This window comes from Ruegeria sp. AF5, from assembly GCF_056541905.1.
Map to the genome: position 1 here is coordinate 37728 of NZ_JBQFYZ010000008.1, position 25711 is coordinate 63438.

The following is a 25711-nucleotide window of genomic DNA, read 5'->3' on the forward strand; positions in this document are numbered from 1 at the left end:
ACGAAGTATTCGCAGCTACTCGGGTACGCGCCTGTTGAGTTCAACTACTTGAATTTCTGTCTCGCCATCATCGTGAATGAAACTCGCAGCCACTGGCCATCGTCGTTCAGCGTCCACAGTTTTTGCCGTCGCCATGGTCATATAAATGGGACGAAACCCATCGGCATCCGGTGCTAGGGTCTTGATCCAGCTTTCCAGGCGTGCAGCGACATTTATCGTATCACCGATGACGTTATAATGCATGGATCCGCTGACACCCAGTGTGCCACCGATTGCTTCTCCGCTGTTCAGCGCAATCCGTAGCTTGTATGCACGTTGATTTCGAAAAGTGTTATTAAGTGATGCCACGGCTTCGCGCATGGCGTTGGCACAACGTAGTCCGGCCTGCGCGTCCGATTGCCTTTGCTCGTGTGTTTCGCTTGGAATTGGCGCGCCAAACACAACCAGTATGCCGTCTCCTGTATATTTCTCGACAAACCCACCATGCGCGCGAGCGATTTCACCCAGCCGATCAAGAATTCGCGCGATCCACGTCATAAACTCGTCTGCATCCATCGCATTCCCGGCGAGGGTCGACCCTTCAATATCCGCAAGCAGCGCCGTAACATACAGCTGTCGAGATCGGGGCTTTCCACCCGACATTAGATTTTTGCGCTGCTTCCAGATCTCAGCTGACAACTCTTCGGACAGATGAGATGAAAAAACCTGTGCGATCGCGCGTCTTTGGTTGCGCGAAAAGCCTGAGATGATCCCAAAGCCGAAAAGAAACCCGAAAGTCCAGCCCAGCAGAGAAGGCGCGACAGGCATTAACAACGCGAACTGTTGAAACATGGACAACGTAATCGTTAGCAGGACGCCACCTATCCCAGCCAGCAACACCGCATTGCCGGTGACCCTGACGAAAACAGACACGCAGGCACCTAAGAAGACCGAAGCGAGGATGATGAACGCAGGGAACTGACCGTCCAACGCGCGCAGCGGAGAGGCTTGGCCGTTGAAGTAGTCAATCAACTGTTGAACGATGGCGGCATGAATTTCGGCACCAAAGGTAAAATCTGACCCGGTTGATCGGTTGAGTGGTGTTGAAAAGTAATCTTTTACGGAATGACTGGTAACGCCGATTATCACGGCATTTCCCTCAAAGCGATCCAGCCCAGTGTGAGTCAGAATCTCTGCGGCGGGAACACTGCGCGTGATCGGCAATGCATTTTTGTAATCAATGACGATTTGATAGCCTGACGTATCCACGTTGCGGAACAGGTTTGCACCCGGGGCCAAGGGTTCTACAACTGTATCGCCAAACATCAAATAGCGCGGATTGTCGGGAGCGCTTTTCAATGCGGGTTGCCCGGTATGGGTCGCGGCCAGATGCATAGGCAGTGACAGGGAAATACCATCGTGCGTATTTACTAACAACAAGGCGCGTCGGGCAACGCCATCAGGGTCAATTGGAATATCAGCGAACCCAGTGTGCGTGCCCGGCGGCGCTGAAATGCCAGCAGTCTCGCTATCCTGCAATTTCGAGATCACGAAAACTCTGGGATCGCTCAGCACCTCAAGTAAGGCGTCCCGACCTTCACCTGCCGGAACGTCCCTGTAAATGTCGACGCCCACCGTAGTTGCACCAGAGGCGAGCAAGGTGTTTACAATCTGTGCCAATTGCCGATCGGGGACAGGCCAACCCCATTCGCTCAAATCTCGGTCGGTGATGGCAACCAGATAAACGTCTGCTATAGGTTCATCCGCCGCAAAGGCCGATATTGTCCAATCGTATTGGAGAAGCTCAAGTGACTCGAGCATGCCTTTTTTCCGGAGTTCGACCAGAGGCATGCCGACAATCAGTGTAATGACACAGACCAACACCCAGCGTTGCCAAACCGGCATGAGCGATGACGTTCTCTGCCATGCATGCTTTTGACGCTTCGATGTCACTGACCTACGCCAGCTGAGTTCAGCAATTGTTCGAGTTCGGCTGGGTTCGTCGCCTGCACACGGCCGCTGAGGCCTATATCCACAAGTTCAGAGAGCGCATCGAACCACAGACCAGCTGCGGCCGGGGTGTCGGATCTAAATTCTTCCGGCAAACGCTCGATCAATCCTGATGTTCGTTCGACCACCGCGTCGGTGTTTGGATCGAGCAACTCGAGTTGCAAAAGATAAATTCGGTCGGTGTCCAGCACAATATTTGACCTACTGAGGTCCAGACCGTAATCGCCGGGTGGGAAAGGGCCACTGATGTGTAACTCTGTTGCAGTCATCCCGGATGGGCCCAGTTTGACGATTACATTTCCTCGATGGCCGCGAGTTAGCCGCCAGATCAACGGCGGAAAGGCTTGAGTTGTTAGCCCACCGTCTGCTGGAACCAGTAGCAATAGGTCAGAAGCGGCATCCGAAGGTATATTCCGGGTGCCTGCGCCCATTCGATCTTTTGGCGTACCTATTTTGGGAGGAACAAACACAATTTCTGCGGACGTGTCGGTGTTTTTCTCATCGCCGGAAGCTAGCGCAAAACCGCTGAGAAAAAGGCCTGCAGCGAGTACGAAGACAAAAACAGCTATTGATACCCAATTCCACGACACAAGACGCCTCTCGAAGAAAACTGCAAGTGTATCCGCTTTTTGAAGGTTTAGCGTAGGCTTGAAACTACGTTGAGTCCAGTTCCTGCTCTGTCTCGCTTCAGCTGATCCTAAGCTCGGTGGTCAGGCAATTTTATGCTAAAATAAGGATCTGTTCGGTTCAGAGTCGAGTCTGTGCTCATGGTTCCTGAAAGCAAATGGCGAAGCGGCGCCTCGTGTTTGTTGGTGGTTTGTTTGCTCTTGATCTTGCCGCTTGCGGCAGAGGCTAAGGGCAAGCGCGTCGCGCTTGTAATAGGTAACTCCGCCTATCAATACGTCCCGGACCTGCGCAATCCGGCCAATGATGCTGAGGACATATCTAAGGCGTTACAGCGCATTGGGTTTGAGGTTACACAGCATCAAAACGTGAGTTACACCGATATGCGCATTGCATTGCGCGACTTTGCCGAAGCCGCAGCCGAAGCGGAAGTGGCGCTTGCGTATTTCGCGGGCCACGGAATCGAAATTGAGAACACAAACTATCTGATACCCGTGAATGCCGCGCTAAAAAGTGATCGGGATGTAGAATTTGAAGCCATTCGTCTGGACGCTATCGTGAATGCCATTGCTGGCTCGTCGGCTCTAAGTATCGTGATTGTTGACGCATGCCGAAACAACCCGTTTTTGGCCCAAATGAAAAAGGCCTCGAGCACTCGTTCAATCGGGCGCGGTCTGGCCGCAGTTGAACCAAGAGGAGTCGTGGTCGGATACGCGGCCCGAGGTGGGACTCTGGCGCAGGATGGCGACGGCCGGAACAGCCCTTACGCGCAGGCGTTTCTGGAACATGTTGAAGAACCGGGAGTGGAACTTGGTAAACTGTTCCGCAAGGTGCGCGACCGCGTGGTCGCACTGACCGACGGGTATCAGGAGCCTTTTGTCTATGGCTCACTACCGGGCGAGGACATTTTTTTGGTCCCCAAGGTAGAACAGGCTTCATTACCCGTCCCTGACCTTCAGGAGTCTGACGAACCAGTCTTGCGGCCGCAGGTAACTCAGAAAAACGCGCTGGCCGCAGCTATGAAGGTGAACACAGTCAGGGGGTGGGATTTGGTCGCCAGATCCTATCGCGCTGCAACGTTATCCGAGCCCGAAATACTAAAGCGGATGGCCCAGATCACACCTGCCTGGACCAGAAAAAGCGGGCGGCTCGATGAGATAGAAGCCGCGCTCTTGCCGGGCCCTGCTCAGAAGAAGGAAGTACAACAAAGTCTTAACAACTCAGGCTTCGACGTTGGTACACCTGACGGAGTTTTCGGACCGCGGACCCGATCAGGCATCAAGGCGCTTCAGGCCAACATCGGGTTAGAACCAACCGGATATGCCGATCTTGCTGTCCTGTCCGGCTTGGGGATCAGACCGCTGGCGGATGATGGCGCGAGTTTTATCAGCAATCCCTTTGCTGTCCGACAGGATATATCCGAACTGGAAGTGTTAGGTGAATCCGAAGAGGTCACGCAAATTCTTGGCTGTTTGGGCCTGCGTAAAAGCGTCTATGGTACGTTTCGCGGAAACCTATATATTGCGATGGTTTATTCAGGCAGTGTGCAGAGTGCGCGCAGCGAGGCGCAAAAATGTGGCTTGGATTTGGCCGCAATAACATCGGCTGCAGAGAATGCGTTCATCGTCCGGATGATTTCAAGTGACCCGGCTTTCTTTGAATTGGGATACGACAGCAAAACGAAAATCAGCTACAAGGCCGGACCCTATTTCGGGTTCAGAAAGGACCCCAAAGAAGACGGTGCCATCATCGGATGGCGATGGTTCAGCGGAGAACCCGTGAGCTACACCAACTGGTTGCCATCCAAGCCAAACAAAACCCACGGCAAAGGCAGAAAATCATTTGCCCAATTTCAGTACGAAGCGCGAGGACGGCGCGACCTTGACGATGTGACCCCAACAAAATGGTTCGATGGCTCTGGATGGAATGCGCGTTCCGTGGTCTTGGAAGCTTCTCTGAAATAACGCGCTCTGCCCAAAGGGTTTCAGCGAAGCTATGTTTTTTATGAGGATACGCTGGCAATCGGATCAGCATATTCGATTCAATCAGGTTATGTGGTAATGTTCAGGCGTCTCAACTTGTTCCGATCGGGGGCAGTTTGTTTAACAGTTCATTTCAATATCCTTTCAGGACATTCTTATGGCTGATAGGCTTTGCGATTTGGTTCTCGGTTTCGCATGTTGCGCACGCGGACACCAAACGGGTCGCATTGGTGATTGGAAATGCCGAGTATCAACATGTCGCCAATCTTCCAAATGCAGGCAATGATGCCTCGGATCTGGCCAAAGCCTTGCAACGGATCGGTTTCACGGTTTGGCACAATCAGAATCTAGATTACCGTGGTCTCCGCATTGCGTTGCGCGACTTTGGTCGAGCGGCGAAAGATGCGGATATGGCCATCATCTATTTTGCGGGTCACGGGATTGAGATCGAAAACACAAACTACCTTATTCCTGTAAACTCAGAACTGCGCAGCGATCAGGATATCGAATTTGAAGCGATACGGTTGGACTCCGTCATCAGTTCTTTGTCGGGTGCCGATGGGTTAAAGGTCGTTTTGATCGATGCGTGCCGGAACAACCCATTCCTGAGCACGATGGAAAGAAATGGCGGCACACGCTCCATCGGTCGCGGATTGGGTCGTATTGACCCCAGCGGAGTATTAGTAAGCTACGCAGCCAAGGGTGGAACGTTGGCTCTTGATGGAGAGGGGCGTAACAGCCCGTATGCCACAGCGCTGCTAAAGCACATCGAAGAGCCTGGGCTGGAACTAGGTAAAATGTTCCGCAAGGTCCGCGACACCGTATTTAAGTTGACAGATGGGTTTCAGGAACCTTTCACCTACGGTTCTTTACCGAGCCAAGATATCTACCTAGTTCCGGTGGCAGCGCCCATGCCGCCGGAAGCCAAGCGTGTCGGGTCTGACAACCGTGAAATCTACGCTGACTTTGAGTTGGCTCGTTCACTCGGAACGCTGGATGCAATTGAGTCCTTTCTAAACCGTTATCAGGAACAGAATGATCACTTTGCGGTAACTCTCGCCCTTTCGCTTCGGGATGATCTGCGTGAGAAGGCAAGGCAACAAGCTGCTCCTGACGACAACCCCAGAACGAACGAGACGGAAGTCGCCGTTGCGGCTCCGCCGGACAATCCGACTGAGGAAGCACAGACACGCAGCCTAGTCCGTGACATTCAGAGCGAATTGAACCGCGTCGGATGCAGTGCGGGCGCGGCGGACGGCGTTGCAGGTCCTCGCACTAGAGCGGCATATACTAGATACCGGAACGCCCGAAAAAACCTGGGGCTTCCGGCGGAAGGTCTGAACCAACAACAGACCCTTATTGCGCTTAAGAAAGAACCGGGTCGCGTTTGCAAGGAAGTTGCGGTTGCTGTAGGTTTAGACGGTGATTACGTCATCTCCATTCGGCGTAGATGGGATGATGACTATTGGCAGACTGCAACGCGCGGCGACGAATCCTACTACCCCGGAAAAATCGAACCACTCGCGTCATTGCGGATCAATCGGAAAGGCAGCAAAGTGACTCTGGTGTCCGCCCAAGCGTTTACCGGAGGCGGTCCGTGGTTCAAGGATTTCCAGGGGTCATTGGATGACAACGGTCAACTGAAACTCCGTTTCACCCTAAGCTCACATTTTGGTCCACCGGTGACGCCCTACAAGGTTCGAATTGATGTAAAATTGCCTCAAGGACTGCAACCCAACCGACGCCTCGTGTATGAGCCACGACGTATCGACGGTCAGTTTTTCCTGAATTTCCTGGTTAGACGTGCGAACTAGCTTCCAACGGAAATCCCAAGATGACGAGGGTCGACAAGAGCGGCATGAATACCAAGCTGCGTGCCGTTTGCGCCAAAGTTGCAGAGACCGATTTCCTCTACTACGAAGTCGGCCATCGGCTTGAGAGCCGTTGAAAATAGAATTTCCACTAAATCAACTGAAGTAGCTGCATGTTGTTGTAGAACTCCGTACCCTGCCATGAGGTCGGTGATATCGGAAGGTGGTGGGCGGGATCCCAGCGATCGGCAGCTATGCGGGCTGCACCACCAGCATTCGGCTTCGACGCCAAAGGTCCGGTATGGGGCGCTCACAAACTTCTCGATTTAGATGTGGAATCTTGAGGTATTCCCTGCCAAATCGACCTGAAGACGTCGAGGTACACAATCAGCATGCCGCCTTACATAGCCTCCAACGTGTGGGCGAGGCCATTTCTGATGTGATCTTCCAACAGTTTCTTGGCTGTATCAGCGTCTTTGGCCAACGCGGCATCGAACATTCGTTTGTGTTCTTGGGCTGCAACCTCACCTCGGTAGGTCAGTACGAGCATCTGATAACGAAGGTACTTGTCATAAATGATTGAGTGAAGGGATAAGAGGTTCTTGGAATTACAGGCTGCAATCATCGCTTGATGAAACTCTGAATCGTACCTCTTCCAGGTTTCCTTTTCAGAGTCATCACCCTTGAGAAGCCGTTGCTCCATCAAATGCAGCTTATGATGCGCAGCGACCAGGTTGCCTTCCCAGTCCGTGTCGCCATTCGCAATGGACAACTCCAACGCGTGGCATTCCAGCAGAACGCGCAGTTCTGAAATCTCGGTCAGGTCTTCTCGTGAAACTGGCGTGACCAGGAAACCCCGTTGCTCAGGAGCTTCGACAAATCCGTCGCTGGCGAGCCTGTTCAGCGTTTCACGAAGTGTCGAAAGGCTTGCCGAATAGCGTTCCTTCAAGGCGTCCAGCTTCAGTTTGGAGCCGGGCTGCAGCTCCCCGAAGATGATGTCCCGCTTGATGCGCTGATAGGTGCTTGCACCTATCGTAGACGGCTGTTTCGCCATGCGTTTCACCCGATATTTTTAGTTTCCTCGTTCAATTAGCATTTTTTTGAGACATCAGCAATCCAAACTGATGTATGGTATAAATAATAATATCATACATTATTGCGGAATCGCGAAAACCCCAATACGGTCGTGGCCAAATTGGGCAAGGCAGCCTGATCGCAATCAACGGTTTCGGGATTTTCCGGACCCTCCGGAAGGAAGCAAAGTGTCTAAGAACTTTCGCATTGCCATTGTCGGCATTGGTCTTGTTGGACGCCGCCACGCAGACGCTATCCGAGCGTTGCGCCATGTTGATCTCGTTGCGGTAGTCGACCCCAGTGATGAAGGTCGTGCTTACGCCGTTGAGCACGGGGTCGCATGTTACGAGACCCTCGAGAAAATGTTTGCAAATCAGACGCCAGACGGAGCTGTTCTTGCGACCCCGACCACGCTTCATGTTGAACAAGGCCTCACGTGTGTTCGACACGGTTGTCCTGTTCTTGTCGAAAAACCGATCGCCGTAGAAGCCACCGCTGCACTTGAGCTTGTTCAAGCTGCGGAGAAGGCCAATGTGCCACTGATGGTCGGTCATCATCGCAGACACAATCCTCTGATCAGGTCGGCTAAGGAAGCAATTGTCGATGGAAAGATTGGAAATGTGCGCGCTGTGCATGCGAATTGCTGGTTCTATAAGCCAGACGAGTATTTTGATACTGCGCCCTGGAGAAAGAAACCCGGTGCAGGGCCCATCTCGGTCAATCTTGTCCACGATGTGGATCTGCTGAGGTACCTGGCCGGAGAAGTTGTGACCGTACAGGCTCAGTCGGCTGCATCGCAGCGGGGCTACGACAACGAAGATGTTGCTGGTGCGCTGTTGACATTTGAAAGCGGGGCGATAGGGACCATAAGTGTGTCCGACAGCATCGTTGCTCCATGGAGCTGGGAGATGACGTCTCAGGAATATCCAATCTATCCTTCGACCACAGAGAGTAGCTATATGATCGGTGGCTCTCATGGTTCGTTGTCCGTTCCCGATCTTCGCCTGTGGAGTTACCAGAGTGAGCAACGGGACTGGTGGACGCCTATCTCATCGACCGCGCTGAAGAAGGGTGCGTCTGACCCTTTGGTCAATCAGCTCAGGCACTTTATTGAAGTAGCCCGGCACGAAGCAGTGCCGATTGTGTCTGGATGGGAAGGTTTCAGAACGCTTCAAGTTATTGAAGCTATTCAGAATTCTTGCAGAACAGGTGAAACGGTCAGGATCAAAAACTTACAAAAAACACCAATGGTAGATATGACAGTAGTATAAAATATCAGATATTTTGCAAAAAATCTTGCAAAATTTCCAAAATAGGGCAAAACTCTGAATCGCAAAAAAGAAGCATCATGATGTCTCAGGGAGGAGCAAAGTGATTACCAAACTTACCCGCCGGGCTGCTGTATCAGCCCTTGTTGCAACCGGTGTTCTGTTTGGCGCGACAAGCGGTGCGCTGGCGGAAGACAAAGTGCAACTTCGCCTCGCAACATCAGGATCGGAGACCGACCAGCGCTCGGTCGCTATGGCCGAGGTTTTCGCGCCGATGGTCGCTGATTTTGCAAGCTACGAGCCCAGCTATAATGGAACCATCTTTGCCCAAGGCACCGAGTTGGATGCCATCAGCCGGGGTAACCTGGAAATGTCGATCACCTCGGCGCAGGAACTGGCACAGTTCTTCCCCGAGTTTTCGATCTTTACCGCAGGTTATGTCCACCAGGACGCCGCGCATCAGGTGGCTGTCTTCAACGATCCCTTGATGGATGCCTTTAAGCAGAAGGCCGAAGAAGAATTAGGCGTCAAACTGCTGTCGGTCATGTATCTGGGCCGTCGTCAGGTGAACCTGCGCCAGCCCAAGGATGAGCTGACAGTCACGACACCCGCAGACTTGGAAGGCGTGAATCTGCGGATGCCGGGCACCGACGCATGGCAGTTCCTTGGCAAGGCGCTGGGTGCCGCGCCGACACCGATGGCCTTCTCCGAAGTCTATACCGCGCTGTCGACCGGTGCCGTTGACGGGCAGGATAACCCGTTGCCGACCGTCGTCGACGCCAAGTTCTATGAAGTGACCAATCAGATCGTCCTGACATCGCATCTGGTCGACCTGAACTATATCGCCATCGGCAAAGAAGTTTGGGACGGGCTGACACCGGAACAGCAAGCCAAGGTTCAGGAAGCTGCGGACGCAGCAGCTGAATCAGGCCGCCAGAAGCAGCTTCAGAAAGAAGAGGATCTTGTCAGCTTCCTGAAAGAGCAGGGCATGGAGATTTACGAACCCGATCTCGCTGCGTTCCGCGATCAGGTACAGTCTATGTATCTGGACAGCGAATTCGCTGGCTCATGGCCCGAAGGCGTTCTGGATCAGATCAACGCTCTGGGCAACTGAACCCAGTAAGACAGGGGAGGGAGAACCATAATGAAGGCCTTTATGAAGGGGTTCTCCCGACTGACCGAAGCGATTGCCGGCGGGATGCTGGCGGCAATCTTCCTTATCTTCCTTCTCCAAATTCTACTACGGTACTTCTTCACCCCAGCAGGCTGGACGCTGGAACTGATCGGCATTCTTTGGGTCTGGGTGATTTTCTTCAGCTGCGCTTTCATCGTGCGCGAACGGGATCACGTGAAGTTCGACATCATCTATCTTTCGGTGCCGATGCGCGTGCGGCAGGTCTTTGCGATGCTGGCGGCCGCAGCGATCGTAGTCGGTATGCTCTACAGCTTCCTTCCGACGTGGGATTACATCGACTGGATGAAAATCCGCAAGACATCGACTGTCCGCAATCCGTTCTCCGGTGAGAAGATACCGCTGCGCACAGTATTCTCGATTTACGCGGTATTCATGCTGGTCGTCGCAGCGCGCTACGCGTGGCTATTCTTCGACGTCATGCGCAATGGCCCACCAAAGACAGAGTTGGAACTGGTCGTTGGGTACAACGTGGTTGACGATCATCCCCGTGTCGACGTCGAAAAGGATGAGGAAGTTAAAAAATGAGTTTTGAACTTCTTTCCTGCCTGCTCGCTCTCTTTCTTCTGGCAGGCATCGGGACACCTATCGGCTATTCCATCCTCCTGGCCTCATTAGTGTACCTGGGCACGGCCGGACTGGACGTCGCCCTCGCGGGCGAGAAGATCCTGCAAGGCTTTTACAAAAGCACGATCCTGCTTGCCGTGCCTTTGTTCATCGTCGCCGCGAATATCATGAACGCTGGATCGATCACGGACCGTCTTTTGAACTTCTGCGTCGCTGCTGTCGGTCGTTTCAAGGGCGGCCTCGGGCACGTAAACGTGGTAGCGTCACTGATCTTTTCGGGTATGTCCGGCTCGGCCGTCGCGGATGCTGCGGGGATCGGGAAGATCATCATTGAAATGATGACCAAGGATGGCCGCTACAGCCGAGGCTACGCAGCTGCAATCACGGCGGCGTCGGCAACGATCGGCCCTATTATTCCGCCCTCTATCCCGATGGTTTTGTACGCGCTCGTTTCCAAGGCCTCCATCGGGTCGCTGTTTCTCGCCGGTATTCTGCCGGGCCTGATCATGGGCGTCGTCCTCATGGCGATGAACTATTATCTGGCTGGAAAGCGGAACTTTGCATTGGAAGAACCTGTTCCACTGCGCGAGTTGCCGGCTAAAACCGCCAACGCATTTCCGGCACTGCTTATGCCCGCAATCCTGCTCTACGGCATATATGGGGGCGTCACCACTCCGACTGAAGCTGCCGCCGTAGCTGCATTCTACGCCCTGCTACTGGCAGCGTTGTTCTACCGAGCGCTGACCTTTCGCGGCCTTTATCAGGTGTTCGTCGACAGCGCGCGCTCTTCCGCAGCCGTCGGGGTTGTCATTGGTGGCGCGTTCATTCTGAACTTCATCGTCATCCAGGAACAAATACCGCAGTCTATCTCGGCGCTGCTGGAGGGTTCCGATGTTAGCCCGATTGTGTTCCTGATCCTCGTAAACCTGCTGATCCTCGCGCTGGGATGTGTGTTAGACGCAACAACGATCATCCTAGTGATTGTGCCCCTGTTCATTCCAACCTGCGAGGCGCTTGGGATTGATCTGGTGCATTTCGGGGTGCTTGTCGTCGTGAACTCGATGATCGGTCTGATCACGCCGCCCTATGGCATTCTGCTCTTTGTGATCAACGCCGTGACGGACATTCCGCTACGCGAAATCATCTCGGAAATCTGGGCCTTCCTCGCGGTTCTTATCTTCGCCCTGGTGATCATGATACTGATGCCTGATTTGGTCCTGTGGTTGCCGCGTATGTTTGGATATCAGGGATAATGTGCCTCTCGGTTTCGACAACGTCGATCCCCGGTGATCTGGCCGAAAAACTAAGCACTATCGCTGACGCGGGATTCGGGGGTGTCGAATTACACGAACCGGACTTGACCGCTTTTGACGGGCCGCCATCGCAAATTCGGAACATTGCATCAGATCTCGGCCTGAAGATTTGCCTGCTGCAACCTTTCCATAACCTTGAAGGTCAGTCTGGCGGCGGACGGGAACGCGCCTTTGATCGACTGAAGCGCAAACTCGACCTGATGAGCGAGTTGGGTACGGATCTGCTGCTAATTGGGTCCGCATTCGAGGTCGATGCCGCTGCGACCGAAGAACAGGTAATCGCAGATCTTGGCGAGGCGGCCGAAATAGCAAAGGCAATGGGGTTGCGTCTGGCTTATATGGGCTTGCCATGGTCGGATATTATTCACTCGGATGAACAGGCGTTAGGCGTCGTTGAAGCTATCGACAGCCCTTATTTGGGGTTGGCCTTGAATTCCTTCTTCTCGCTTGCCGACGGGTCCAAACCAGCCCGCCTTCGGGACATTCCCGGAGATCGGCTGTTCCATGTGCAGCTATCCGATGCACCCCGACTTGAGATGGATATTCGCAGGCTCAAACGGCACTTTGGGCTTCTGCCGGGGCTTGGGTCGCTGAACCTTGCGGGCTTTGTGCGGGTGTTGTCCCGCGCTGGGTACAAGGGGCCTTGGTCTATTGCGCGTGTCAATGAAGCAGCTCCTCAACCCGGTGGCCTGACACTGGCCCGAGACAGCTACAGGTCGCTGGTGAACCTGTTAGATGAGGTTTCCCGGACCGAACCGGGAACAGATTTCGGCATCCCGGACCTGCCGGAACGCGTCTATGCGTCAGGCTTCGAATTCGTCGAATTTACAGCCGACGAAACAAGCGGCGCGCAGCTGGCAGATATGCTGTCAACAATGTGTTTTCGAATGGAGCGAAAACACGTAACCAAGTCCGTCGAGCTGTGGCGGCAGGGCGCGATAAACATCGTTGTGAATACCGAAAAGGAAGGTTTCGCCCATTCGGCGTTCCTGGGTCACGGCCCCTCCGTGTGTGACATGGGGTTGCGTGTCAAAGATGCGGATCAGACGGTTCAGCGAGCGACCGCGTTGGGCGCGCCGAATTTCTCACAGCCGGTAGGGACTGGGGAACTGGACATCCCGGCCATCCGAGGTGTTGGTGGCAATGTTGTCCATTTCATAGATGAGAAATCCGATCTGCATCGGGTTTGGGACATCGAGTTCGAGCCAGTCGCCAAGACCAAAGCGATCCAGCCTGCCGGTCTGCGCCGCATCGACCATCTGGCGCAGACGATGCGTAACGATGAGATGCAAAGCTGGCTGCTCTATTACATTTCGACTTTTGAGATGGCAAAATCCCCGATCGTGAACGTTGCCGACCCTTCAGGTGTTGTGCAAAGCCAAGCCATCGAAAGCCCCGAGGGCGAAGTGCGTTTAAACCTGAATGGTGCAGTTGGGCGTCGAACACTGGCGGCTTCATTCCTTGAAGACGGTTTTGGCGCCGGTGTTCAGCACATAGCCTTCCAGTCGGACGACATATTTGAAACCTCAGCCCAATTGCGGAAGTCCGGCTTTCCCAACCTGTCCATCCCAGAAAACTACTACGCTGATCTGCAAGCGACATTCGGGTTAAGTGAAGACCTGATCGCCCAAATGCGTAGGGATAACATTCTCTACGATCGCGCAGCGGGTTCCGAGTATTTTCAGATCTACAGCCGACCTATCTTTAACGGCTTCTTCTTTGAAATTGTTGAGCGCCGATCTGGCTACTCCGGCTATGGCGCGCGCAATGCTGCGTTCCGATTGGCGGCCCAAGCGCGACACCACATGGCGGAAGGAACAACCTGAAATGAAGGCGGCACTAATCGGCCAAGGTATTGCTGGCTCCATGACGCCTGAGATGCACGAGGCAGAAGGTCGGGCGCAGGGTATCGATCTGAGCTACGGTAGGATCGACACTGCAAAAGAGCCATTTCGTGGAATGTCGGTCGCTGATTTACTGCATTATTCCGTTGAATTAGGCTGCGCGGCGGTCAACGTGACGCATCCCTACAAAGCATCAGTCATTGATCATCTTGATGAGCTTTCCAAGACTGCTGAGGAGCTTCAAGCTGTCAACGCGGTGGTTTTTTGTGACGACCGAATGGTTGGCCACAACACCGACTACATAGGTTTCCACAGTGCCTTCGGAGATTCTTTGGGATCATCGAAGACTGAAACGGTTCTCATGTTTGGTGCTGGTGGCGCGGGCAGTGCAGTCTCTTTGGCTTTGCTTGATTCAGGTGTTCGAGACCTGGAGATTATTGATCCTGACCTCCGCCGAGCGCAGGCGCTGGTCAGTCGACTAGAGGTCTTGCGCCCTTATGCAAAGATTCAGGGTTCCCCTTCGATTTCGTTGGATCGGATCGAACTTGTGGACGGAGTGGTCAACGCAACACCACTTGGAATGGACAAGTACCCCGGAACAGTCATTGAACCATCCCTGTTGCGGCCCGATGCATGGGTGGCAGACATCGTATATTTCCCGCTTGAGACACACCTACTGAGCAGGGCCCGCGCAACTGGGTTGAAAGTGATGAATGGTGCTGGAATGGCGGTTCATCAGGCTGCAGCGTCTTTTGAGATCTTCACCGGCTGCACCGCCTCAATCAGTCGCCTTCAAAACGTTTTCGATTCACTTCGTCAGCAGCGCATGCGCGAGTTTAGAGGTGCAACGGTATGACAAACGACGAGCACGCAATCCGCCAATGGTGGCGCACATCCATCATTGACATGAAACCCGGCAAGATCGCGTTTCGTGGCAACGCAATTGAGGATCTGATCGGGAACGTTTCTTTCCCGCAGATGATCTGGCTGATGGTGCGGGGCGATCTGCCCAGCGACGCACAAGCGCGTCTGTTCGAAGCCGCTTTGGTCGCAGGCGTGGATCACGGCCCACAGGCCCCCTCAATCGCGGCGGCGCGCATGGCTGCCACCTGCGGGGTAGGTCTCAATAATGCGATGGCGACTGCGGTGAACATGCTGGGCGATGTGCATGGCGGAGCAGGCGAACAATGCGCCGAGCTTTACTATGATATCTCGGAACGCATGGATGCTGGGGCATCGCTGAATAATGCTGTTCAGGACGGTCTGGACAGCTGGCGCGAGACGTACGGCAAGATCGTCTCGGGCTTTGGCCACCGTTTTCACAAGCCCGTCGACCCGCGCGCGCCCCGGCTGATGCAACTTGTTCGTGATGCGGCAGATGAAGGCACTGTTTCGGGTCGCTTTGCTGATATCGGAGAAGAGGTTCAGGCTGAACTCGGCCGTCAACGCGGCGGTCGGCCAATTGCCATGAATATTGATGGCGCGACAGCTGTGATCTTCTGCGAACTTGGCTTTCCCGCGCCCTTGTCGCGGGGGCTGTTCTGCCTGTCCCGCTCGGTCGGAATACTCGCCCACGCTTGGGAGCAGATGAACCAGGGTGGCCGCAACAAAGGGCCCATGCCCCCGAATTACTTACCTCTCTACGAAGACAGGAATGATGACACGTGAGACATCGAAATCCTTCCGGGTCGGCCTTATCGGTTGTGGTCGTATCAGCGATATCTATCTAAAAACGCTATCCAAATTCTCAAACGTCGAGGTCGTGGCTTGTGCAAGCCTTGATCCTTCGGAAAGCCGCGCCAAAGCGGATCAATACGGTGTCGCCCAGGCCTGCACACCAGATGAAGTGTTTGACGATCCGACGATTGACTGCGTTCTGAATCTGACAATTCCGGCGGCGCATGCGGAAATCAGTTTGCGCGCGTTGGAGGCCGGCAAGCACGTCTATTCCGAGAAGCCGCTGGTTATGAATCGAACGGACGGAAAGGCGATCCTGCACACTGCCACTGAAAAGGGGCTACTGGTCGGTTGCGCACCCGACACGTTTCTGGGCGGTCGTTGGCAGACCGTTCGGCGCTTGATCGATGAAGGCGCTATCGGGAAACCAACAGGGATTTTTGCCCATGTCGGGACCCACGGGACGGAGCGCCACCACCCCAACCCGGATTTCTACTATATGGCGGGTGGTGGGCCATTGCTGGACCTTGGGCCGTACTACCTGACCGCTATGATCTACTGCCTTGGTCCCGTTGACCGCGTTGCCGGAATGGCTCGGCGCACGTTTGACAAAAGGATGATCGAAAACGGCCCTCGCAACGGCGAATGGATGAATGTCGAGGTGGACACGCACTCCCTAAGCCTGCTGCAGTTCTCTTCCGGAGCAATAGGGTCGATGACCATGAGCTTCGACGTCTGGGACAGCGAAACTCCGCGGTTCGAGATCTATGGTGAAAACGGCACCATCAGTATCCCTGACCCTGACCCGGTTCATGGCGCCAACATGTTTCAGGGGGATGTCTGGCTGAAAACGCGGGAGACCTCACGCTGGTCTCATCAGCCCCGTCCAACCGGTCGTGAAGACTGGCAGGTTGTTGAAAACAGACATGGGTTTAACGAAGATAGCCGCGGGCTCGGTCTTTTGGACCTCGCCCTGGCGGCACAAGAAGGACGCCAACCCCGTGCAAGTGGAGCGCTTGCTTACCACGTTTTCGAGGTCATGGACGCAATTGAGCGGGCACCGAAATTCGGTGCCTATCAGACGATAGAAAGCCGGTGCGCGGCTCCGGAGCCTTTGCCGGTCGATTTTCTGAACGGTGAGAGGAAGGAGTCGGCCCATGCCGATTGAGACACTCGACTTTGCCCAGCCATTCTTTCGCGTCCAGCACATAACTGACGAGCGCAGAATTTCTATCGAGGGTCGCGCCATCGTCCTTAACCTTGGGGGGCGAAATCTCTCTGTCGAGGATCAGACCATTGCACCGCTTTCCTCTGTGATCGTGCAAGACAGCACGCTTAGCGGCGTGGAACGTGCAGTCATTGTCCACGGTTTCGACGCCCATTCCAATGACAACGAGTTGTTCGCATGGGTGAAAGATACATGGCCATCTGCTTTCGATGTTCGCCAAGAGGAGCGTCTGCGTGGCGTCAGCCACTACATGTCGCCGAAGGTCTTCGTGGGTAACGTTGGACTGACCATGTACCATTCCGGCTCGGTCCCTTTGAATGCCGGATTGCATAAGGATCATCCGTTCTGCCCGGTACCTGGGTTTCGCGAAGTGCATACGCAGATCGTTGGCTTCGGCAAAATGCAGCAATGTCGCGAACGGGATGTCGAGACCCTGTATCTCGAAGAATTCATGGCCCCGGGCGCGACCCACAAACCTATGTATGACGCCGAAGGCAATTATCCCTGGCATCAATACGAGACGATCACCCCCGGTATCTTCATGGCGGTGGAAATACTATCCGAGGGCGAACTGGTCCCGGAAATGGAGGTTGAGAATGGCTGAGAGACTTTTACCCGAAGACCTGAAGTTCGACGGCCCTTTCCCCCGCTTGTCTCGCCGTTTGCGGTTGGGCGTTGTTGGTGGAGGACGGATCTCTGTCACGCAAGCATCATCCGCGCGGATGACCGACCGGTGGGAGGTCGTCGCAGGAGCACTCAGTTCTGACACAGCGCGCAGTAAGGCGCGTGGGGCCGAGTGGTTCCTGCCGGCCGAACGGTGCTACGCGTCTTTCGAAGAGATGGCACAGGCCGAGGCGGCACGCACGGATGGCATAGATGCCGTCATGATCACGACCCCGAACCACGTTCATTTTGAAGCGGCCAAAGCGTTTCTGGAAGCGGGCATTGACGTGTTGTGCGACAAGCCCCTGACCAACGAAGTCGCCGAGGCCGAGGGGCTTGAGGAGATTACCGCGCGCACGGGACACATCTTTGCTGTCGGTTATGCGATGTCATGTTTTCCGGTGATACGGCAGGCCAAGCAGATCGTGGCCGACGGGGGCATCGGCAAAATCAACCAGATCCATGTCGAGTTCATGCAAGACTGGATGACGCCCGAAGATGTGGCCGATGCGCCTCATGTAAAGTGGCGGCTGGACCCCAATATTTCTGGTCCAACCAGCTGTGTCGGCGATATCGGCACCCATGCCGCGCATCTCGCCAGTTTTGTTTCCGGCCTGCCCTTGACCGACCTGCGGGCCGAGTTTCATGTCTGCGGCGCGCCAAAGCCTTTGGAAGACACGGTGTTCATGTTCACCCGTTACCAAAATGAAGTCCCCGGAACCTTGATGGCAACACGCCTTGCCCCCGGAAACCGGGGTGGGTTGCGCCTGCGCATATTCGGGAACGAAGGAGGCCTCGAGTGGGACCTAGAGAACTCGGAGCGGCTGAAATTCAATCGGTTTGGTGAACCGGATCATATCATCAGCCGAGGTCTCGGGCATGGTATCGGACCCGGCGCAGAACGTTTGATCCGTACCGCGCGCGGCTTCCCTGAAGGGATTATCGAAGCTTGGGCCAACCTCTATACGGAACTTGCGATGGCCGTAGCCGCGCGTCGGGATGGCGTAACCGTTCCGGCCGATTGGCTTGCTTATCCCAGTGTCGAACAAGGCGCAGACGGTGTTCGATTCATTGACGCCTCTGTGCGCTCTCACCAGTCCGGAGGGGACTGGGTCACTCTCTAAGGGTCTGCCTACACGAATGTAATACACGCCCGGGGCGTTGCCCGGGCGTTTTCATTTCTGTTAAGTATTGAAGTTGATATTTTAAAAAATATCAGATATTTTTGACTACGTGTGATGAATTTTAGATTCGCAGACACGTGGAGCTGTCGTTCATGGTGAAACCCGAAGAGGCTGGCGCAAGCCCCTCTCTCTATTCCTTGGCGCATCTGACGCTGATTGGCTGTACGCCGCCCGAGTTGGTCTATATCGCCGCACGGGCCGGTTACGATGCCGTCAGCCCCCGATTCATTCCGATGCATGTGCCCGGCGAATTCACTCAATCCCCAATCGACAAGGCACAGGTGCAGGCCACCAAAACGGCTCTCTCTACCACCGGATTGAAGGTCCTTGATGTCGAGCTTGCACGCATCACCGAAGATGTCGATCCACGCAGTTTTGAGCCTTCTCTTGAGATTGGCGGGGAGTTGGGCGCCAAACGCATGATTATGAGCGCGTGGACAAACACCCGCGATGATCGTGATTTTCTGATCGACGTCTATTCCGAAACCTGCGAACTGGCAGCGCCCTACGGATTAACGGTGGACTTGGAGTTCCCGAGCTTCTCCCGCTTGCGCACGCTGGATGAAGCACTGGACATTGTCCGCGCCTCTGATCAGCCCAACGGCGGTATTCTGGTCGATACGCTCTACCTGCACCTCAGCCGCGTAGATCTTGGTGAGCTGTTGCACGTTCCCTCGGACCTGTTTCACTTCCTGCATATCTCTGATTGCCTGCCCGGCATCGCCGATACGCGTGAGGGCATGATCCAACTGGCCCGCGATGCGCGGCTATATCCCGGTGAGGGATGGATCGATTTCACAGGCATCATCGAACGGATGCCACCCGTCGACTATTCCATCGAACTGCCCAACCAAAGCCGCGTGGCCGAGTTGGGATATGAAGAACACGCGCGTCGCTGTCTCAGCCACGCCAAGCGAACATTCGGCGAGGCGCGGTCACAGCGTCGTATGCCCGATGCTGCAATTCCAAAACACCAAGAGGATCATCATGGGCAAAGAGCTCACTGAAAACGACCGCAACATGGCGGCCGATATGCTGGCACGCGCCCGCGCTGCCATGGCCGAGATCGAGGATTGGGATCAGGGCAGGTTGGACCGCCTGTCTCAGGCCATTGCATGGTATGCGGGGAACGAGAAAACCTTCACGCGTCTGGCCCAGCAAGGCGTGGACGAAAGCGGTATCGGAGATCGCGAAGGGCGTCCTGCCAAGCGATTTAAGATTCACATGGTGTTGCGTGACGTCTTGCGGACACCATCGACCGGGATCGTCGAAGTAGACGAAGAAAAGGGTCTGGTAAAATATGCCAAGCCTGCCGGTGTGATCGCATCTCTGATTCCGATGACCAATCCAGCGATGACACCACCGGTGACCGGTGTTTCCGCCGCCAACGCCCGGAATGCTGTTATCTTCAGTCCGCATCCGCGAACCGCTCATACCACCTTCGAGATGGTCGAGGTCATGCGAGCGGCCTGCCGTGCCGCTGATGCCCCCGAGGATCTGTTTCAATCCATTCGCAAACCGTCGATCCCATTGACGCAACATTTGATGGAGATCTGTGATCTGACGCTGGCAACGGGCGGCAAGCCCATGGTCAAAGCGGCGTACAGTTCAGGGCGCCCGGCCTTTGGCGTCGGCGCGGGCAATTCATCCATCGTCATCGATGAGACTGCCGACCTGGACATCGCCGCTCAGAGCACACGAATTTCCAAGACGTCTGACTTTGGTTCGGGTTGTTCGGCCGACGGTAACATCATCATCCAGCGCTCGGTTTACGACGATATGGTAAAGGCGCTTGAGGCCGAAGGTGGATACCTGTGTTCAACCAAAGAGAAGGCCATGCTCGAAGCTGCCATGTGGGATGAGAAAGGAAACCGTACCTTCCCGACTATCGCCTGTCCGCCTCAGCAAACGGCCAAGGTCGCCGGTTTCTCGATCCCCGAAGATCGCAAGTTCCTGATGGTTGAAAATCAGGGGCAAATCGGGCCGCAGCACAAGTTCTCGAAGGAAAAACTGACCACGCTGATGGCGCTATATCACTTTGACACTTTCGATGACGCGCTGGAAACGGTCAGCCAGATTTACAACACCGGAGGCAAGGGCCATTCCTGCGGCATCTACAGCCACAATGACGATCACATCGACCGGTTGGCGCGCCTGGCTCCGGTCAGCCGCATGATGGTGCGACAGCCTCAGTCCAAGGCCAATGCGGGTGCCTGGACCAATGGCATGCCTATGACCAGCAGCCTAGGTTGCGGCATCTGGGGCGGCAACATTACCAATGAAAATGTCACCATGAAACACATGATGAACTACACCTGGGTCAGCCGTCCCATCCCCGAGGATCGCCCCTCGGAGCCGGACCTGTTCGGTGAGTTCTACGGACAGGAGGTCGCGTGATGGACGGAGCGAAACTGGAAGGCAAAACCGTTGCCGAACACATCGTCGACTTTCTCGAACGTCGCGAGGTCAAGCATGTATTTGGCCTGTGCGGGCACACGAACATTGCGGTTCTGGCCGCGTTGGCGGAAAGCCCCATCGATTTCGTCACCGTACGGCACGAACAAATCGCCAGCCACGCAGCGGACGCATATGCCCGTGTGACGGGCAAGGCCTCGGTGGTGCTGTCCCATCTCTCCCCGGGGCTGACCAATTGTGCAACCGGGGTCGCCAACGCCGCACTGGACTGTATCCCGATGGTCGTGATCGCGGGCGACATTCCAACGCACTACTACGGTAAACATCCACATCAGGAAGTGAACCTCCATGCAGACGCCGCCCAGTGGGAGATCTATCGTCCCTTTGTCAAACGCGCCTGGCGGGTCGATCGGGCAGACCTGATGGCCGAAATTCTGGAAAAGGCGTTTCATCTGGCCGAAAGCGGCCAGCCCGGGCCAGTGCTGGTCAACGTGCCGATGGACATCTTCTCCGAGGTGATCCCCTCGGACAGTTTCGACCGTATCCGCGACAACACGCGCGCGCTCAAAAAACCGTCGATTGACGATGAAACAGCGCGAGAGATTGTCGAAGCGTTGGCGCAGGCTCAAAGTCCGGTCGCTTATGTCGGTGGTGGTATTCTACTGGCACAGGCCAGCGAGGAATTACGCGCCTTTGTGGAGCACATGGGCCTACCAGTCGCGCATTCTTTGATGGGTAAAGGCGCACTGCGCGACGACCATCCGCTTGTGCTGGGAATGACCGGGTTTTGGGGCACCGAGCTGGTCAACCAGTCTTGCCTGAATGCGGATTACATCTTTGCTGTCGGAACCCGGTTCAAAGAGGCCGATTGCTCCAGCTGGTATCCTGGTTACACGTTCAACATTCCTGGCTCAAAGGTCATCCATATCGACATTGAACCGCAAGAGATTGGACGGAACTATCCCACCGAGATCGGAGTCGTTGCTGACGCCAAGGCCGCTTTGCGCGTCGTCAACCGAGTTGCCCGCGAGATGTATCCTGAGGGCTTCAAACGCCCCGCGCTGGAACAGAAGATCACCGACTTCCGAACGAACTTCAAAGCGCGCAACGTGGACATGGCGACCTCGTCGTCCTTTCCGATGATGCCCGAACGTATTTTGGCAGATACCCGCAAGGCACTGCCCGAGGATGCCATTATCACTACGGACGTGGGATGGAACAAGAACGGCGTCGGACAACAATTTGATATCCTGGCACCCGGTTCAATCCTGACCCCGGGTGGATTCGCGACGATGGGCTTTGGCCCTCCGGGAGCGATCGGCGCAAAACTGGCAGCCCCTGACCGTGTGGTGATAAGTCTTGTTGGCGATGGGGGGTTCGGTCAGAACCCGTCGATGCTGGCAACCGCGGTCGAGCATGATCTGGGCATCATCTGGCTGGTTATGAACAACAACGCCTTCGGCACTATCGCGGGCCTTCAAAAGGCGCATTACGGTCTGACATACGGGACCACGTTCCCTGGATCAGCCGCAGCTCCTGCAAACGGACCGGGTTATGCGGATATTGCAAGAGCTTATGGTGCAGAAGGGCACAGGCTCTGTGCTGCTGATGAATTGTTGCCCGCATTGGAAGCGGCAATCGCCAGCGGCAAACCAACCGTTCTTGATGTCCCAATGATCAACAACCCAACACCAACGACGGGACATTGGAACATCTTAGACATATACTCACCGGACAAAGAGGTATCTCACGTCGCGACTTGACGAAACTGGGCGCGTTCAGACGCGCCCAGTTTCTTGTTTCAATGCTCATCCGTGTTCGAGCAGATATCAACAGCTCCGTCGCGGCGCAGTCTTCGTTGTTATGTGTCTGAACTTTTTTGTTGGTTAGTTATTCTCAACGAAGCACGTGAGATAATGTCAAATTGCAATAACGCTGAAGTATGTGCGTTCTTAGCGTCCAAGTTTTCTCTCTCGCAGCGAATGGCAGATACGACGGGATGCGTCGCAGCATCACCAACAGGCAGCCAACGGCAGCCTAGGGCCGGGCGCGTCGTTTAGGCCAAGGCGCTTATTAGCTACCCGGTACGTGACTGTTTTTTGATGGCGGCGAGCAGTAAATGCCTAAGAAAGAAGGCCCGCAATGACGCGAGCCTTCTTTTGGCGGATGGGTCATCGACTATGCGTCGAGAAACCTTTTCGCGCTCGGCAGGTGGTGCATCAGCACGTAGTAGGTCAGACCCGCCGGGATCAGACTTGCGTACCAGGAGATCCCCGAAAAGATCAGGGCCGCGACAACTCCGACACCCATGGCGATCACGGCAGCCCAGTTCACGCCGTTATAGGGGCCTTCCGGATCATAGAGCTTGTCAAGATCAAGCGTCTGTTTGCGCAGCACGAAGTAATCGACGACAAGGATCGCGAAGATGGGACCTAGGAAAGCCGAGTAGGTCTGAATGAAAATGCTCAGGCCTGCCGCGGACTCATCTTTTACAAGTTCCCACGGGAAAGTGCAGAAGGCGAGCAAGCCGACGATCACTGCAGAGGTTTTGAATTTGATCTTGAAGACATCCATCAGCGCATAGGCGGGAGGGACGACGTTGTTCAGGATGTTCGTTGTGACCTGAGCAAAAGCAATGAACAGGAGCGTTACGACCAGCAGCAGCTTGTTGTCGACAGCGCTCGAAAACACCTTGATTGGATCAACTTCACCGGTAGCACCGGACACCATCAGCCCAATGAGGCCCATAAAAAGTGTCGCCGGCAGGATCGAATTGGCATAGATCGCGACCTGCCTTAGCGGCCCAACGCTCCGACGCAATTCGCGCGAATAGTCCGATACGTTCAGCATCATCGTACTGTAGATCCCAAGGAAGAGCATGGTTGCCCCCCAGAACGGTGCACCCCAGGTGCCCTCGACATTTACCAGATTGGTCGAGATTTCTTCGCCGTATTTGTTGATGACGCTAAAGAACATGTAGATCAGCGACGCGATGATGAAGATCGATCCGATATTCTCGAGCCACTTGATCCCGTGAAACCCAAGCACCGAAAGACCGATCTGAAGGAACTGGAAGCCGATAAAGAACGCCCACATGTTCGAATAACCGAGGAGCGTTTCCGACACGAGGTTGAGTGCGCCCGCGCCGATCCAACTCTGGAACCCGAACCAGACGATAGCGGGAACCGAACGCACCAGCGCCGGAATCCGAGTGCCCGCAAAGCCAAAGGCGGACCGGGCCTGTACCATGAACGGAATGCCATATTTGTGACCGGCCTGACCGTTGATCATTAGCGCGAGCCCGATCACCGTGCAGCCGATGGCGATAGCGACAAAGGTCTGCAGGAGGTTCAGCGTACCGACCAAGCCCGACCCGATAGTAAATGTTCCGATGGAAACACATCCGCCAAGCCACGCGAAAAGATAGGACCACGGGTCCATGATCCGCGTCTCTTGCGGTGCCAGGCTCTCTTCCCCGATCGCCTTGTGTTCGATATGGGTTACGTGATCGTCGTGCGACATAGCGACCGTGTCGGCCGTGTCTGATTTGATTGTCATTTTCTCCTCCGATGACAGGTTATTTTAGTTTTGGCCGGGCGTAGGCATTGATTTTGCTGGTCTTTAGGCCGCAACCGACCAGCGCTTCGATCATGCGGGTTGCCACGCTCACGCCATCGATCACAGGAATGCCGGTCTCTTCGCTGAGCCACGCGGTCAAATCGGCCATCCCCGCACATCCCAGAACAATTGCTTCGCAACGATCTTCCTCAATCGCGCGCAGGATTTCCTCGCGGATCTTTTCGCGCGCGTTCGAGCCGGGCTCTTCCAAGGCCAAAACAGGGATCTCTGCTGACCGAACCCGCCGGCATTGATGCGACAGGCCATAGCCATGGATCATGTGTTCGATGATGGGCACTGACCGCGGCAAAGTGGTGACGACCGAGAACGAGGTGGCAAGCATGCTCGCCGCCTTCACCGCAGCTTCGCAGATTCCGATGACAGGGCCCGTCGCGATCTCGCGGCAAGCGCCGATACCGGGATCATCTAAACAAGCAACGACAATGCCATCGACCTGCTGGTCTTCTGCGGCTTGCACGCAGGACAGAAGGCCGGGAACTGACATCGCTTCGTCGAAATGCCCTTCGATACTCGCCGGTGCGCCTTGCGCGGTAGCGCCTCTGATCACGACACCGGCACTCGCGGCCGCCTGGGCGGACGTGATGATCTTGCGTGTCATCGATTCAGTAGAGTTGGGGTTTACAACTAGAATTTCCATGTGATCTCCCTTGACGATATAAATTGTTAACAAACAGTGGTAACGATTCCAAAAAAAATGTTAACTTAAATTGTCAAGGCGTTACCGATGCCTAGATGGCGTCTGTTCCGACTGGGGGCAGAATGACAGGGGTGTTGTCAGGTTAACCCTAGATCGGTTGCTCGTGTCTGGATTTGGACATAGATCGCATTGGTGAATCCATCGTCCAACAGCTACAAGCGTCACCGATTTCCGCCTCAGATCATTGCCCACTCTGTGTGGCTGTATTTCCGCTTCAATTTGAGCCTTCGCGAAGTTGAAGAGATGCTGCTTGCGCGCGGGATCGGCGTTTCTTACGAGACTGTCCGGCGTTGCGTGATCAAGTTCGGACGGATGATGGCTCGAAACTTGCGACTAAGTCAGGACCGTCCTGGTGATGTCTGGCATCTCGATGAAGTTGTCGTGAAAATCGCTGGTCGCAGGTATTGGCTTTGGCGCGCGGTCGATCAGCATGGCATCGTGCTGGACGAAATACTCCAACCGAAGCGGGACAAACGGGCCGCAAAACGGTTGTTGCGCCGCCTGATAAAGCGTCTTGGCTTCCTCCATTGGTCAGCAAAGAAGT

20 protein-coding genes and 1 pseudogene are annotated in these 25711 nt (G+C 55.0%); 16 read left to right on the forward strand and 5 right to left on the reverse strand.

The window, feature by feature from the left end:
* Positions 1–15: 15 nt before the first annotated feature.
* Entirely contained in the window at positions 16–1932 is a 1917-nt protein-coding gene (locus tag ACR0DS_RS12825) for a CHASE2 domain-containing protein (RefSeq protein ID WP_480483582.1), read from the reverse strand.
* On the reverse strand, positions 1929–2579 hold the full coding sequence (locus ACR0DS_RS12830) for a DUF928 domain-containing protein (protein WP_480558982.1): 651 nt from the start codon (positions 2577–2579) through the stop codon (positions 1929–1931). Before ACR0DS_RS12830 ends, ACR0DS_RS12825 begins: the two co-directional genes overlap by 4 nt.
* 222 nt (positions 2580–2801) lie before the next feature.
* Here ACR0DS_RS12830 and ACR0DS_RS12835 point away from each other — a divergent pair, with 222 nt between their 5' ends.
* Complete coding sequence (locus tag ACR0DS_RS12835; protein WP_480559117.1) at positions 2802–4577, forward strand: caspase family protein; 1776 nt, start codon at positions 2802–2804, stop codon at positions 4575–4577.
* Between the two features lie 134 nt (positions 4578–4711).
* Positions 4712–6409, forward strand: coding sequence for a caspase family protein (locus ACR0DS_RS12840; protein WP_480483579.1), 1698 nt, complete (start codon positions 4712–4714; stop codon positions 6407–6409).
* A 397-nt stretch (positions 6410–6806) separates the two neighbouring features.
* On the opposite strand, the gene ACR0DS_RS12845 is transcribed toward ACR0DS_RS12840, so the two are convergent.
* Positions 6807–7460: a GntR family transcriptional regulator gene (locus ACR0DS_RS12845; protein ID WP_209506749.1), complete on the reverse strand. Its 654-nt coding sequence runs from the start codon at positions 7458–7460 to the stop codon at positions 6807–6809.
* 208 nt (positions 7461–7668) lie between these two features.
* Between ACR0DS_RS12845 and ACR0DS_RS12850 the strand changes: the two genes are divergently transcribed.
* The 13 genes from ACR0DS_RS12850 to ACR0DS_RS12910 all read left to right on the forward strand — a co-directional run bounded on the left by ACR0DS_RS12850 (position 7669) and on the right by ACR0DS_RS12910 (position 22594).
* The gene (locus tag ACR0DS_RS12850; protein WP_480483578.1) at positions 7669–8751 is read left to right on the forward strand and encodes a Gfo/Idh/MocA family protein; all 1083 of its coding nucleotides are present in this window, start codon (positions 7669–7671) and stop codon (positions 8749–8751) included.
* A 100-nt stretch (positions 8752–8851) separates the two neighbouring features.
* Positions 8852–9862: a sialic acid TRAP transporter substrate-binding protein SiaP gene (locus ACR0DS_RS12855; protein WP_480483577.1), complete on the forward strand. Its 1011-nt coding sequence runs from the start codon at positions 8852–8854 to the stop codon at positions 9860–9862.
* 30 nt (positions 9863–9892) lie between these two features.
* Positions 9893–10468: a TRAP transporter small permease gene (locus ACR0DS_RS12860; RefSeq protein ID WP_480483576.1), complete on the forward strand. Its 576-nt coding sequence runs from the start codon at positions 9893–9895 to the stop codon at positions 10466–10468.
* Positions 10465–11760 (forward strand): TRAP transporter large permease, encoded by a 1296-nt coding sequence (locus ACR0DS_RS12865; protein WP_170753386.1) that lies wholly within the window; start codon positions 10465–10467, stop codon positions 11758–11760. Before ACR0DS_RS12860 ends, ACR0DS_RS12865 begins: the two co-directional genes overlap by 4 nt.
* Complete coding sequence (locus tag ACR0DS_RS12870; RefSeq protein WP_480558984.1) at positions 11760–13646, forward strand: bifunctional sugar phosphate isomerase/epimerase/4-hydroxyphenylpyruvate dioxygenase family protein; 1887 nt, start codon at positions 11760–11762, stop codon at positions 13644–13646. The genes ACR0DS_RS12865 and ACR0DS_RS12870 overlap by 1 nt, the downstream gene beginning before the upstream one ends.
* A gap of 1 nt (position 13647) precedes the next feature.
* The gene (locus ACR0DS_RS12875; protein ID WP_480487954.1) at positions 13648–14520 is read left to right on the forward strand and encodes a shikimate dehydrogenase; all 873 of its coding nucleotides are present in this window, start codon (positions 13648–13650) and stop codon (positions 14518–14520) included.
* A complete protein-coding gene (locus tag ACR0DS_RS12880; RefSeq protein WP_480558986.1) occupies positions 14517–15332 on the forward strand; it encodes a citryl-CoA lyase in 816 nt (271 codons plus the stop codon). Before ACR0DS_RS12875 ends, ACR0DS_RS12880 begins: the two co-directional genes overlap by 4 nt.
* Entirely contained in the window at positions 15322–16509 is a 1188-nt protein-coding gene (locus ACR0DS_RS12885; protein ID WP_480558988.1) for a Gfo/Idh/MocA family protein, read from the forward strand. The genes ACR0DS_RS12880 and ACR0DS_RS12885 overlap by 11 nt, the downstream gene beginning before the upstream one ends.
* The gene (locus ACR0DS_RS12890) at positions 16499–17173 is read left to right on the forward strand and encodes a hypothetical protein (RefSeq protein WP_480558990.1); all 675 of its coding nucleotides are present in this window, start codon (positions 16499–16501) and stop codon (positions 17171–17173) included. The genes ACR0DS_RS12885 and ACR0DS_RS12890 overlap by 11 nt, the downstream gene beginning before the upstream one ends.
* The gene (locus ACR0DS_RS12895; RefSeq protein ID WP_480483570.1) at positions 17166–18356 is read left to right on the forward strand and encodes a Gfo/Idh/MocA family protein; all 1191 of its coding nucleotides are present in this window, start codon (positions 17166–17168) and stop codon (positions 18354–18356) included. Before ACR0DS_RS12890 ends, ACR0DS_RS12895 begins: the two co-directional genes overlap by 8 nt.
* Positions 18357–18508: 152 nt before the next feature.
* Complete coding sequence (locus ACR0DS_RS12900; RefSeq protein ID WP_352996563.1) at positions 18509–19423, forward strand: sugar phosphate isomerase/epimerase family protein; 915 nt, start codon at positions 18509–18511, stop codon at positions 19421–19423.
* Entirely contained in the window at positions 19404–20813 is a 1410-nt protein-coding gene (locus tag ACR0DS_RS12905) for an aldehyde dehydrogenase family protein (protein ID WP_480558992.1), read from the forward strand. The genes ACR0DS_RS12900 and ACR0DS_RS12905 overlap by 20 nt, the downstream gene beginning before the upstream one ends.
* Complete coding sequence (locus ACR0DS_RS12910) at positions 20813–22594, forward strand: thiamine pyrophosphate-binding protein (RefSeq protein ID WP_480558994.1); 1782 nt, start codon at positions 20813–20815, stop codon at positions 22592–22594. The genes ACR0DS_RS12905 and ACR0DS_RS12910 overlap by 1 nt, the downstream gene beginning before the upstream one ends.
* Positions 22595–23009: 415 nt before the next feature.
* Here the strand turns inward: ACR0DS_RS12910 and ACR0DS_RS12915 are convergent, their stop codons facing one another.
* Positions 23010–24389 carry an NCS1 family transporter gene (locus ACR0DS_RS12915; RefSeq protein ID WP_480483567.1) on the reverse strand — a complete coding sequence of 460 codons (1380 nt, stop codon included), beginning with the start codon at positions 24387–24389 and terminating at the stop codon, positions 23010–23012.
* Between the two features lie 19 nt (positions 24390–24408).
* On the reverse strand, positions 24409–25107 hold the full coding sequence (locus ACR0DS_RS12920) for an aspartate/glutamate racemase family protein (RefSeq protein WP_480558996.1): 699 nt from the start codon (positions 25105–25107) through the stop codon (positions 24409–24411).
* Between the two features lie 183 nt (positions 25108–25290).
* Between ACR0DS_RS12920 and ACR0DS_RS12925 the strand changes: the two are divergent.
* Positions 25291–25686: pseudogene (locus tag ACR0DS_RS12925) on the forward strand (IS6 family transposase); the annotation flags it as partial.
* Between the last annotated feature and the right edge of the window lie 25 nt (positions 25687–25711).